Source organism: Streptomyces sp. NPDC051555 (genome assembly GCF_044454405.1).
Classification (GTDB): domain Bacteria; phylum Actinomycetota; class Actinomycetes; order Streptomycetales; family Streptomycetaceae; genus Streptomyces.
In genome coordinates this window covers 803854-815488 of record NZ_JBITDP010000002.1, presented here as the reverse complement: position 1 = coordinate 815488, position 11635 = coordinate 803854, and the positions used below count along the sequence as shown (strand labels likewise).

8 protein-coding genes are annotated in these 11635 nt (G+C 72.7%); 3 read left to right on the top strand and 5 right to left on the bottom strand.

Translation table 11 applies throughout. The annotated features are described in order from the left end of the window. The first annotated feature begins 236 nt into the window (after nucleotides 1-236). On the top strand, nucleotides 237-1196 hold the full coding sequence (locus ACIBEA_RS07600) for a LysR family transcriptional regulator (protein WP_399258884.1): 960 nt from the start codon (nucleotides 237-239) through the stop codon (nucleotides 1194-1196). Between the two features lie 54 nt (nucleotides 1197-1250). On the opposite strand, the gene ACIBEA_RS07595 is transcribed toward ACIBEA_RS07600, so the two are convergent. After that, a complete protein-coding gene (locus ACIBEA_RS07595) occupies nucleotides 1251-1847 on the bottom strand; it encodes a TetR/AcrR family transcriptional regulator (protein ID WP_399258883.1) in 597 nt (198 codons plus the stop codon). Nucleotides 1848-1923: 76 nt separating this feature from the next. Continuing rightward, nucleotides 1924-3912 (bottom strand): discoidin domain-containing protein, encoded by a 1989-nt coding sequence (locus tag ACIBEA_RS07590; RefSeq protein ID WP_399259065.1) that lies wholly within the window; start codon nucleotides 3910-3912, stop codon nucleotides 1924-1926. A 439-nt stretch (nucleotides 3913-4351) separates the two neighbouring features. On the opposite strand from ACIBEA_RS07590, the gene ACIBEA_RS07585 reads away from it, so the two are divergent. Continuing rightward, nucleotides 4352-5485 (top strand): mechanosensitive ion channel family protein, encoded by a 1134-nt coding sequence (locus ACIBEA_RS07585; protein ID WP_399258882.1) that lies wholly within the window; start codon nucleotides 4352-4354, stop codon nucleotides 5483-5485. A gap of 44 nt (nucleotides 5486-5529) precedes the next feature. Here the strand turns inward: ACIBEA_RS07585 and ACIBEA_RS07580 are convergent, their stop codons facing one another. The 3 genes from ACIBEA_RS07580 to dacB all read right to left on the bottom strand — a co-directional run bounded on the left by ACIBEA_RS07580 (nucleotide 5530) and on the right by dacB (nucleotide 9489). Beyond that, on the bottom strand, nucleotides 5530-6582 hold the full coding sequence (locus ACIBEA_RS07580) for a polyprenyl synthetase family protein (protein ID WP_399258881.1): 1053 nt from the start codon (nucleotides 6580-6582) through the stop codon (nucleotides 5530-5532). A gap of 50 nt (nucleotides 6583-6632) precedes the next feature. Next, on the bottom strand, nucleotides 6633-7700 hold the full coding sequence (locus ACIBEA_RS07575) for a tetratricopeptide repeat protein (RefSeq protein ID WP_399258880.1): 1068 nt from the start codon (nucleotides 7698-7700) through the stop codon (nucleotides 6633-6635). A 202-nt stretch (nucleotides 7701-7902) separates the two neighbouring features. Then, a complete protein-coding gene (dacB, locus tag ACIBEA_RS07570) occupies nucleotides 7903-9489 on the bottom strand; it encodes a D-alanyl-D-alanine carboxypeptidase/D-alanyl-D-alanine-endopeptidase (protein ID WP_399258879.1) in 1587 nt (528 codons plus the stop codon). Nucleotides 9490-9699: 210 nt separating this feature from the next. Here dacB and ACIBEA_RS07565 point away from each other — a divergent pair, with 210 nt between their 5' ends. After that, nucleotides 9700-11514, top strand: a complete 1815-nt coding sequence (locus ACIBEA_RS07565; RefSeq protein ID WP_399258878.1) for an ABC transporter ATP-binding protein — start codon at nucleotides 9700-9702, stop codon at nucleotides 11512-11514. The last annotated feature ends 121 nt before the right edge of the window (nucleotides 11515-11635 follow it).

Below are 11635 nucleotides of genomic sequence, written 5' to 3'. Positions count from 1 at the left end.
CAAGAGTCCACTCCGATCGTGTGTGGGGGGTTCTTGGCGGGGAGCCGCCTGTCCAGGGCCTGTGCGCAGCCGTGGCAAAGGCTGTGCAGTACCTGTGCGTGGGCTGTGCCGGGGATGTGCGCAGGCGGGCGGTCCGCCGCCGAGTATGGGCGTGGGCATGGCGAGATTGGGACATCCCTGCACGCATAAGACCCGCGTTATGGTGCCGGCCGCGTCACGCTGCGTAAGCTGCCGCAATGCAGCTCGAGTTGAGGCACCTGCACACCGTCTGTCAGATAGCCGAAGCCGGCAGCCTGGGCGGCGCGGCCCGGCTCCTCGGCGTGTCCCAGCCCGCGCTCTCCGCCCAGCTCCGGCGGATCGAGGGGGTCACCGGCGGTGACCTCTTCGTCCGCGGCCGACACGGGGTGGAGCCCACCGCGCTGGGCCACTTCGTCCTGGCCAAGGCCCGTCGGGTGCTGCACGAGATGGACGCGCTCGGCGCCGAGGCGCGCGCGATCGCCGGGCACAGTCCGCTGCGCCTCGGCTGCATCATGCTCGTCCTGCTCGACGGCCTGCTCGCCCGCACCGACCTGGACCTGTACGGGCGGGAGATCACCGTCGACCTGGAGGACTCGGTGACCGCGCTGGTGCGGATGCTCGGCGCGGGCCGCTACGACGTCATCGTGTACGGCGAGGTCAACGAGCACGAAGTCCCGCTGCCCAGCGGCGTGTCGGGCCGCACCCTGGTCCCCAGGGAGCCCTTCTGCATCCGGATGTCCGACCGGCACCCGCTGGCCGGGCAGCCCCGCGTGGACCTGGCCGACCTGGCCGACGACCCCTGGATGACCCTGGTCGAGGACGACGACGGCGGGCCCGAGGCCCTGGTCGAGGCTTGTGAGAAGGCCGGGTTCACGCCCCTGCTGCGCTACCGGATCACCGACCGCATGATGCAGTACGACCTGATCGCGGCGGGCCGCGCGGTCTCGCTGTGCCAGCCCACCGCCCCGGCCGTGCCGGGGACGGTGATGTGCCCCCTGGTCGGAGAGCCGGTCGTGGGCCGGATCCGGCTCGCCTGGAACCGCGCGGCGGTCTCCGGCCTCCAGGCGGAGCTCTTCTACCGGGCGGCGGCGGGGGCGTACCTGGCCAACGTGGACAACAACCCCTTCCACCGGGCCTGGTGGGACGCGCACCCGGAGGTGCATCCCGTACTGGGGTGAGGGCGGCGGCCCTGTGCCCGACGGCCTTGTGTCCGGCGGCCCTGTGTCCGGCGGTCAGCGCTCGCGGATCAGCCCGGCGACGTGATCGGTGATCATGTCGAGGATGTCGGCCGCGGCGGCCGCGTCGCCCAGGACCAGGAAGTTCAAGGTCACCCCGTCCGTCATGGCGGCCAGGTAGCGGGCCAACATCGGCACGGGCACGAGGAGTTCGAAGTCGATCCGCTGGCCCAGCTCTTCGAGGAGCTGGGCGTAGGTGTCGCAGTACAAGGCGTACTGCCGTCGGGCCAGGTGCTCGAAGCCGGGCTCGCGCAGCGCGTACTGGGTGAGCTCGTAGGTGAGCATGTGCTCGCCCGGGTGCGCCGCCACGTGGTCCCAGTAGGCCCGGAAGCCGGCCCGGACGGTCTCGTGGAGGGTGGCGCGCGGCCGGATCGCCTCGCGCACGACGGTGATGTAGTCGTCGCTGATGGTGGTGAGGACGGCTTCGAGCAGGGCCTGCTTGGAGTCGAAGCAGTAGTGGAAGACGCTCAGCGACACGCCCGCCTCGGCGGCGATGGACCGGGTGGTCGTCCGGGAGACCCCGTCGCGGGTCATCGCGCGGATGGCGGCCGCGGTCAGCTGCCGGCGGCGCTCGGCCAGCGGCATCCGTGCCATGGCGGTCTCCTTCGTTCGGGTGCCACGGCGGACGCCCGCCCCCGGCGTGCCGGGAGCGGGCGTCCACGTGATCGCGTCAGCTGCTGTATACGCCGACTTCGTGCAGGGAGTAACCCCATTGGGTGCCGCGTCCCACCCCGTGGACGCGGACGTAGCGGGCGGAGACCCCGCTGAACAGGGCGGTGTCCAGGCCCCCGTCACCCGTGGTCGTGGACCACGCGGTCTGCCAGTTCGAGCCGTCCGTGGAGACCTCGATCCGGTAGGCCCTGCCGTAGGCGCGCTCCCAGTCCAGCGTGACCCGCTTGATCAGGTTCGCGGAGCCGAGGTCGATCTGGAGCCACTGGTCGTCGCTCCAGTCGCTGGCCCAGCGGGTGCCGGTGCTGCCGTCCACGGCCTGGCCGGGCGCGTAGCTGTAGAAGGGGTTCCACTCCGACGAACTGGCCGAGGCGGCCGCCCCGGAGGCGAGGTTGACCCCCGCCCGGTGCCGCTCCGACGCGCCCCAGGTGCGCAGGTAGGACTCGGCGCCCCGGAAGAGGTCGTCCACCACGTCCTGGCCGCCGACGTGCCGGATGTCCTCCACCCAGTCCGGGACCATGCCGTAGTGCGCGCCGCCGTCGGTGTTGAAGTCCCAGGTGCGCTGGCCGCTGGTCAGCTTGTCGATGACCGAGCCGCCGTCGACGCTGCGGTAGGGGTACGTCACCGGGTTCGCCGCGCCCGCACCGCGCGGGGCGGGCCAGCCGCCGACCCCGTTCATGTCGGTGCCGTAGCCGAGCCCGACCTGGTACTTGTCGCGCAGCGCGTCCTTGCTCTTGGCCTCGGCGCTGAATCCCTCGGATCCGCTCATGTACTGGGCGGCGAACCCGCCGAGCTTGTAGAGCCGCTCGGTCCAGTCGCTGTCCATCCAGCTGTGCGAGGAGATGACGCCCGGGTACGAGGCGGACTCCAGGATGTCGAAGGCCCGGCCCGCGGCCTTGACGCCCATGTGGTCCACCTCCAGCATCATCTTGCGCTTCATCATGCCGCGCACGGCGTACTCGCCCAGATCGGTCAGCCCCCGGGAGTTGCACTGCGCGTCGGCGGCGTAGGAGGGCACCGCCACGCCGGCCGGCAGCTCCTTCTGCGCGTTGACCGCGGGGGCCAGCCCGATCGGGTTGTCGTGCTGCGGCCCGGTGCACTTCTCGGTCTGCCAGAAGGTGCCCGTCGACAGGAACTGGCCCACGTTGATCGCGGTGCCGAGCGCGCCCTGGTCGAAGCGGACCCCGCACAGGGCGTTGTCGAACTTGTGGCACAGGAACATGCTGCGGACGCCGAGTGCGTGCAGCTCGTCCAGCCCCTTGTCGATGTCGGCCTTGCTGCACTGCGAGATGTCCAGGATCTGCTTGCAGCCGAAGGGCTCGGAGGTCTCGACCCCCAGCACGACGGCCAGCTTGCCCTGCTGGACGACCTCGCGGGCCTGGGCCGAGTCGGTGACGATGCGGAACCAGCCCTTGCCCGGGCCGCCGTACATCTTGTCGATGTACGCCTGCATGTCGTAGGTCTTCTGCGCCTCCAGGCGGATGGCGGTCATCTCGTCGCAGCTGCGGTCCTTGAAGAAGTAGACCGAGCAGATCACGCCGTTGGTGACCAGGTCGTTGACGAGCACCCGCTGGCCGCCGCGCCAGGCGCGCTCGACCCAGGCGTAGTAGTTCTGCTGGTGGGTGAGCGAGTCGTGGGCGGGCCAGTCCTTGAAGGTCGGCCAGCCCACCGGGTCGTGCTTGCCGTCGCCGCCCTTGGTGATGTAGTCGAAGATCGCGAGGGAACCGTCCGGGTAGTGCTCCGGACAGTCCTTGAGCGCGTCGGCCACGCCCAGGTCGGAGAAGGCCTTGCCGCAGATGAGCCGGCCGCCGAAGCCCTCGTTGGCCATGATGTGGTCGTGGGCGTCGACGAAGCCGCGGACGTTGCCCTGGGCGTCGGTGCCCTTGAAGGGCTCGCCGGTGACGTTGATCCCGGAGTCCGGCGCGGGCCGCGCGGTCGGGTTCCACCAGCCGGGGTCGGCGGCGGCGCTGGAGGCCGGGCTCAGCGCCATCGCCAGCAGGGCGATCAGTAACGACAGGACCAGGGCCGGCCTGCGCCGGGTGTGCGATTGTCGAGTCAAGGTCATCACTCACGTCTTCGGTCGGCGGCCGGTGGTCTTCGGTCGGCGGGCGGGGTGCGCGGCGCCTGTTGTCATGTTCCGCGCAAACAATGCGACGAGGGTCCCGGCTGCCGGGTGGAGAGTCAAGGGTCCGGGACAAGTGACCTGATGGAGAGCTGACGGACCGTCGGACAGGTGGCCCGGCCACGAAGTGCGCCACGGTCATGGGGCAGGATGGCAGCCCGTTCGGAATGCGTACATCCGCATCCCAACGGGACTGCCTCCACGACGAACTGACAGGTGACAAGGTGACGACACCCCCGCCCCCCGCGATACCCCGACCGACGGCGCCCGCCACCGCCCGGGCCCAGCACGTCGCCGAGGCCCGCCGGTGACCCGGGACCTCGTCCTGCACGACTGGCTGATCGCGGGGATCGCGCTGGCCGCGGGCGCCGTCGGCGGGCTGCTCGTCCGGGCCCTCCTGCGATGGCTGCGAAAGCATGCGGAGCGCACCCGTTGGAGCGGCGACGACCTGATCGTCGACGCGCTGCGCACCTTCGCGCCGGGTGCGGCCCTCATCGCGGGCGCCGCGGTGGCCGCCTCGACCCTCCCGCTGACCACGCGGATCTCGGGATTCGTGAACCACTCCCTGACCGCCCTGCTCATCCTGCTGGCCACGCTCGGCACGGCCCGGGTGATCGCGGGTCTCGTCCAGTCGCTGGCCCAGTCGCGCACGGGCGTCGCCGGATCGGCCACGATCTTCGTCAACATCACGCGGGTCGTGGTCCTCGCGATGGGCGCCCTGGTCGCCCTCGAAACCATGGGCGTCTCCATCGCCCCGCTGCTCACCGCCCTCGGCGTGGGCGGCCTGGCCGTCGCCCTGGCGCTCCAGGACACCCTCGCCAACCTCTTCGCGGGCGTGCACATCCTCGCCTCGAAGACGGTGCAGCCGGGCGACTACATCCGGCTCAGCGGGGGTGAGGAGGGCTACGTCGTCGACATCAACTGGCGCAACACGGTGGTGCGCAACCTGTCGAACAACCTGGTCATCATCCCGAACGCGCGGCTCGCCCGCACGAACATGACCAACTACACGCAGCCCGAGCAGAAGCTGTCCCTGCTGGTCCAGGTGGGGGTGGGGTACGAGAGCGACCTGGAACACGTGGAACGGGTCACCCTGGAGGTGGTCGACAGCGTGATGGCCGACATCAACGGGGCGGTGCTCGACCACGAAGCGGCCGTGCGCTTCCACACCTTCGCGGACTCGCGGATCAACTTCACGGTGATCCTGGGCGTCGGTGAGTTCAGCGACCAGTACCGGATCAAGCACGAGTTCATCAAGCGCCTGCACCAGCGGTACCGGACCGAGGGCATCTCGATCCCCGCCCCGACCCGGACGGTCTCCCTCCAGGGGGACGCCCCGCAGCAGCCGGTGCCGGTGCCGGTGGCCGTGCCCGTGCCGGTACCCGTGCCGGTCCCGCACCCGCGCGAGGCCCCGCGCCCGGCGGTCACCAGTACGCCCTGAGCAGTCGGCCCCGAGCCGCCGGCCCCCGGTGGCCCGGGGGCCGGCTACCCGGCGTGGCGCAGCAGGGCCTCCGACAGCGCGACGAGCTCGTCCACGGCGGCGGGGGCGAGCGGGGCCGCGTACAGCTCCGCGCGCGCCGCGTCCAGCAGCCGGCGCGCCTCCTGGAGCGCGTACTCCCGCCCGCCCGCCTCCTCGACCAGCTCCGCCGCGCGCCGCGCACCGTCCTCCCCGGCCGGTCCCTCCTCGCCCAGCAGGCCGGCCAGCCGGGGGCCGACGGCCGGGTCCAGGGATATCGCGGCGAGGACCGGGAGGGTCTTCTTGCGGCGCAGCAGATCGCTGTGGACCGGCTTCCCGGTGGTCCGCGGGTCGCCCCAGACGCCCAGCAGGTCGTCCAGCCCCTGGAACGCGACGCCCCACTGACGCATCGCCCGGGACAGGGCGGCCACCGCCTCCGGCGACGCTCCGGCGAGCACCGCCCCCAAGGTCATGGCGGACGCGAGCAGGGAACCGGTCTTGCGGTCCGCCATCGCCCGGTACTCGGCGAGGTCCACGGCCCCCGGCCCGGTCCAGGGCCGGGTCTCGAACAGCAGGTCGTCGGCCTGCCCGTGCACCAGCTCGCCCAGGGTCACCGTGAGCTGCCGCAGTGCCTCCCCGCCCCGCTCGCCCGGGACCTCGGCCAGGGTGCGCACGGCGAGGGCGAAGAGCGCGTCGCCCGCCAGTACGGCGGGCCCGGTGCCGAAGGCCTTCCACGAGCTGGCGCGGTGCCGCCGCCGCTCGTCCCCGTCCATGATGTCGTCGTGCACCAGCGAGAAGGTGTGCACCAGCTCGATCGCCACGGCGGCCGGCACGGCCACCTCCCCGGCGGCGCCCACCGCCTCCGCACCCAGGACGGCGAGCGCCTGCCGTATCCCCTTGCTGCCCGGATCGTCGGTCGGGGTGCCGTCCTCGTCGCACCAGCCGAAGGCGTGGGAGGCGATCAGGCCGGGCGTCGGGTGCAGCTCCTGCACGGCCTTGCGGAGCGCGGGCTCGACCAGGCGCCGGGAGCGGAGCAGGGTCGCGGGGAGCGTGGGGGCGGGCGGACCGTTCTGCGCGGACATGGGCGGTGCTCCTGTCGTGGGCCGTGCGGGAGGGGCGGGCGGGCTCGGGTTCAGCGGACCGGGGCGGTGTCGGCGGCGCTCGTTCCCGGCCCCCCGGAGGCGATGCCCAGCTCCGCACGCGCCCGCTCGATCATGGCACGGGCGTGCTGGAGCCCGATGCCGACCAGCGCGACCTCCAGCTCGTCGAGGTCGGCCGCGGTCCGCTCCGCCGCACGCCCCTGCCGGGCCCGGGCCTTGGTCAGACCCAGCCCGGACAGGGCCTTCCCCCGCGGTTCGTCCATCTCGCGGAACTCCCGCAACGCCTCGGTGTAGCACTCCTCGGCCTCCGGATAGCGCCCGGCCCGGTAGAGGACGTTGCCGCGCATCTTCAGGTTGTAGGCCAGCGCGCTCACCAGCTGGATCTCCCGGCAGATCCGCTCCGCCTCGGACAGCAGGGCCAGGGCGGAGTCGGTCTCGCCCCGCGCGGAGCGGACGTCGGCTATCCCCCGCAGCGCCCAGGCCCGCCCCCGGTCGTCGCCCGCCGTCCCCGCGATCTCGGCCGCCTCCTCGAAGAGGGCCAGCGCGGTGTCGAAGGAGCCGGTGCCCCGGTGCATCTGCGCGATGCCCTCCAGCGCCCACACCGTGTGTCGTGCCTCACCCCGGCGGCGCGCCTCGGCCAGCAGCTTCTCGTGGAGCGCGGCGACGGCCGGGTAGTCGCCCTGGATCCGACCCGTCTCGGCGAGTCCGGCCAGCGAGTAGCCGCGGGCCACGACGTCCCCGCCGCGCTCGGCGAGTTCGGCGGCGAGCGCGAGCCTGCGCCGGGCCAGCGGGAGCGCGCCGCGCTGGCGGGCCAGGGTGCCGCCGCTCCACACGGCCCAGGCCATCGCGCCCTGGTCACCGGCTCCGCGGGCCGCCCGGTAGCTGTCCTTCCACGCCTGTTCGGCCTCCTCGACCCGGCCGAGGCGCCTGCTGGCCTCGGCGACGGCGAGCCCGGCGTGCGCCGATGCGGCGCCGCCCCCGCCCGCGTCGGCCCGCCGGCGCTCCTCCAGCGCCTTCTCCAGCACCTCCTCCAGTGAGGTGTTGACGGAGAGCTCCCCTAAGGAGCCCTGGTACTCGGGCGCGAATGCCTTGCCGTACATGGTCGTCTCGCTTCTCGATCGCCGAAGCGGAGCAGTGAACTCCAGGGAACGGTGCACCCCGTGGAGCGGTGAACTCCGCATTGATCAAGAAGGTAGGAGACGGGCCGGCCGGTGGAGTCCCCCTCTGAGCCGATGTGTCCGTACATCTGTAGCCGCACGAGGAGCGGCGGCCTCTACCCAAAGGACCATGCCGGCGGGTACGTCACCCCTCCTGGAGGTAGGCGGCGACGAGGGCGAGGTCGTTGGCGATGGACAGGATGCCGCTCGGGTCGGTCGTCGGTGTCGAGGCGCCGGTGACACCGGCGTAGAAGACCTCGAAGCGGCCGCCGCCCCGGTCCAGGTACCCCGCGATCGTGATCGCGCCGACGCCCAGCCGGTCGTTGAGCGCGTCGAACCCGACGGCGGCGCCCGTCTTGGCGAAGACCTTGCCGCGCGCGGGGCAGTCGCGGCAGTTGTCGGCCAGCAGGCCGTCGACGCCGAGGACGGGCAGCGCCTCCCGGAAGAGCCGCGCCTCGGGCGTGCGCGTCCAGTACGTCAGCATCTGCACCTCGGCCCGCGGCGTGGACCGGTCGACGGGGTTGCCGCCCCGACCGTCCAGGAGCTGGATCTGCCTCCGGTCGACCCCCGCCGCGTCCAGGAAGCGGGCCAGGACGGGGAACCCGTCGGCGCAGGCGCGGCTGCCCGTCGTGACCGCCATCAGGCAGATGCCCAGGTTGGCGCCCAGGTTGTGGCTGACCTTGAGGATGAGCTTGGCGTAATCCGCGTACGGCGGTGAGGTGTACACCGCCACGCGCGCCCGGCCGGCGTAGTCGGCGGGCAGGGCGGCGACCGGGTTGGGGCCCGTCGGTGTCGCGTCGACCTGGACCCCGGCCCGTTCGAGGGCCTCGATCAGCGCGGTCCGGCCGAAGGCCGCCGGGTCGGTGACGGGGGACACCCGGAGCACCGGGGCCGCGCCCAGCGCGACGGTGCCGGACAGCTGGATGCGGGTGCCGTTGTCGGAGGTCGTCACGGTGACGGCGGACTGCTTCCCGGCAGCCACCGTCCGCACCGTCGAGGTGACCCGGTACGGGGCCACCTTCGGCCGCCAGTCGAGCCGCGCGGGAGCGCCGGCGCGGTCCCCCGGAGCGGTGGTCAGGTCGATGAGGTTGTCGTTGATGATCAGCGGCGTCGGGGTGGGCACCAGCACCGGATCGGCGGCGAACAGCCGGTCGTCCACGATCACGTCGCCGCTCACGCGGGTGATGCCCGAGCGGCGCACCTGCCGGGCGATCAGGTCGATCCCCGCGAGCGGGTCCTGCGGGGTGAGCGTGGCGCCGGGGACGTCGTCGGCGTAGGTGTGGTCCAGGGAGGTGAAGGCGACCGTGCCGTCCGCGGTGGTCCGCCCGCCCATGGTGAGGTCGCCCTGGGCCACCAGGTCGAGGTCACCGTCCAGGGTCGCGCCGCGCCGCTCGCCGACCGCGTAGACCGGGGTCTCGAAGCGGTGGTCGGAGCCGAGGGTCCGCCAGGGCCCGGACACGCTGAACAGCTTGGCCGTGGACCCGGGGATGAAGAACTGTTCCGGGAAGGCGCTGCGGACCACCCGTCCGGTACCGGGGTCGCTCTGGAGCAGGCCCCACTGCGCGTTGCGGTACTCCGGCTTCCGCATGATCTCCGTGATCCGCGGGTCGAGCGGGGCGCCGCCGTCGTCGTCGGCTGCCACCGGGCCCGAAGCCAGCGCGACCAGCAGCAGGGCGGCGCATCCGGCTCCCGCACGGCCCCGCAAGGACGCCGCGCCCAGTCTTCGCACCACGGCATGCCCCGTTCGTCTCGGCGGACTCCGGCGCGACGCGCCCGGTCGACGCGGACCCGGCACTGCGTCCAGCGTGGCACGGCCCCGTCCGCCGCGCACGTCGCCCGCCCGTGCGGGACCGTCACCCACACGGGAAAAGGTTTGGACGGCCCGGGCGCACGCGCGGGAGACTGCGGTTCCGCGACCGCCGCACGATGACGCAGGGGGGCCATGGACACGTCCGCAGCACGAGGCGACCCACCCGCGAAGGGGCCGGTGCTCCTCGCACTCCGTTACTACGGGCGGGAGTTGGCGCGACGCCGGTGGCTGACCGCCCCCAGCATGCTGCTGCCCGCCGTCGGCAACATCGGCATCAACTACATCGCCCCGCTGATCGTCGCGAAGCTCGTGGGCCGCATCGCGGGGGACGACGTGCCCGGCCTCGCGGCGCTGCTCCCGTACGTCCTCGGCTTCGCTGGGGTGCTCCTGCTCTCCGAAACGATGTGGCGCATCGGGCTGCACTGCCTGAACCGGCTCGACGCGAGCGGCATCGAGAACCTGTACCTGATCGGCATGGACGAACTCTTCGCGAAGGACGCGGCCTTCTTCCACGACAACTTCGCCGGATCACTGACCAAGCGCGTGCTGAGCTTCGCCTCGCGATTCGAGGAACTGGTCGACACGCTGACCTTCGCGGTCGTGGGCCGGTTCGTGCCGCTGCTCTTCGGGTCGGTGGTGCTCTGGCACTACGATCCGCTGCTGGTCGTGGCCCTCCTGTCCATGATCACGCTGACCGGGGCCTGCGTCATTCCGCTCGTCCGCCGCCGCCAAGCGCTCGTCCGTCGGCGTGAGGAGGCGATCGCCAGGGTGTCGGGGCACGTCTCCGACACCCTCATGAACATGGACACGATCCACGCCTTCGCGGCGCAGGAGGGCGAGGCCGCCGAGCACCGCTCGCGGGTGGCCGAGTCGCGGGGCCACATGCTCCGGTCGTGGGACTACGGCAACCTGCGCATCGACACCGTCGTCGCGCCGCTGTCGGTGCTCACCAACGCCCTGGGCCTGCTGCTCGCGGTCGGGATCGCGGCGCGCGGGCACGGCGTGGAAGCGGTCGTGGTGGCCTTCACCTACTACTCCAACGCCACCCGGATCATGTTCGAATTCAACCAGGTCTACCGCCGCGTGGAGAGTTCGATGACGGAGGCCGCGCAGTTCACCGAACTGTTGCTGCAACCGCCCACCGTCGTCGATCCGCAGGTGCCGCAGCCGCCGCCGACCCGGTCCGCGGACATCCGGTTCGAGCGGGTGGACTTCGCCCACGCGGGCTCGGCCCCGCTCTTCGAGGGGCTCGACCTGGCGGTGCCCAGCGGGGCGAAGATCGGCTTCGTGGGGCGGTCCGGCGGGGGCAAGACCACCCTCACCCGGTTGCTGCTGCGGATGACGGACCTCGATGCCGGCCGGATCCTGGTCGGCGGGCAGGACATCAGCCGGATGCGGCAGCGGGACCTGCGCGGCCTGATGGCCTACGTGCCGCAGGACCCGGCCATGTTCCACCGCACGCTGCGGGAGAACATCACCTTCGCCCGCCCGGACGCCACCGAGGCCGAGGTCCGCCGCGCCGCCGACGCGGCGCACGTCTCGGAGTTCGCGGACGCCCTGCCCCTCGGCCTGGACACCATGGTCGGCGAGCGCGGCGTCAAGCTCTCCGGCGGACAGCGCCAACGCGTCGCGCTCGCCCGGGCGATCCTGCGCGACGCGCCGATCCTGCTGCTGGACGAGGCGACCAGCGCCCTGGACTCGGAGAGCGAGATCCTGGTCCAGGAAGCCCTGTGGCGCCTGATGGAGGGGCGGACGGCTCTCGTGGTCGCGCACCGCCTCAGCACGGTGGCCCACATGGACCGGCTCGTCGTCCTCGACCGGGGCAGGATCGTCGAGCAGGGCACGCACCAGGAGCTGCTCGGCTGCGACGGTGCCTACGCGAAGCTGTGGCAGCACCAGTCGGGCGGCTTCCTCGACGACAGCCCCGCCCGGTCAGACCTGCGCTGACCTGTGCTGAGGTGGGGGGGGCCCCCCCCCCCCGCCGGGGGGGGCCGCCCCCCCCGGGGCCCGGGCCGGGGGGGGGCGGCGGGGCGCGCCCCCGCGGGGCCGCCCCCGCCCCCCCCGCCGG

Coding starts and splice junctions, on each gene's coding strand:
- ACIBEA_RS07600 (WP_399258884.1), top strand. CDS start 237: ATGCAGCTCGAGTTGAGGCACCTGCACACCGTCTGTCAGATAGCCGAA.
- ACIBEA_RS07595 (WP_399258883.1), bottom strand. CDS start 1,847: ATGGCACGGATGCCGCTGGCCGAGCGCCGCCGGCAGCTGACCGCGGCC.
- ACIBEA_RS07590 (WP_399259065.1), bottom strand. CDS start 3,912: ATGGCGCTGAGCCCGGCCTCCAGCGCCGCCGCCGACCCCGGCTGGTGG.
- ACIBEA_RS07580 (WP_399258881.1), bottom strand. CDS start 6,582: ATGTCCGCGCAGAACGGTCCGCCCGCCCCCACGCTCCCCGCGACCCTG.
- ACIBEA_RS07575 (WP_399258880.1), bottom strand. CDS start 7,700: ATGTACGGCAAGGCATTCGCGCCCGAGTACCAGGGCTCCTTAGGGGAG.
- ACIBEA_RS07565 (WP_399258878.1), top strand. CDS start 9,700: ATGGACACGTCCGCAGCACGAGGCGACCCACCCGCGAAGGGGCCGGTG.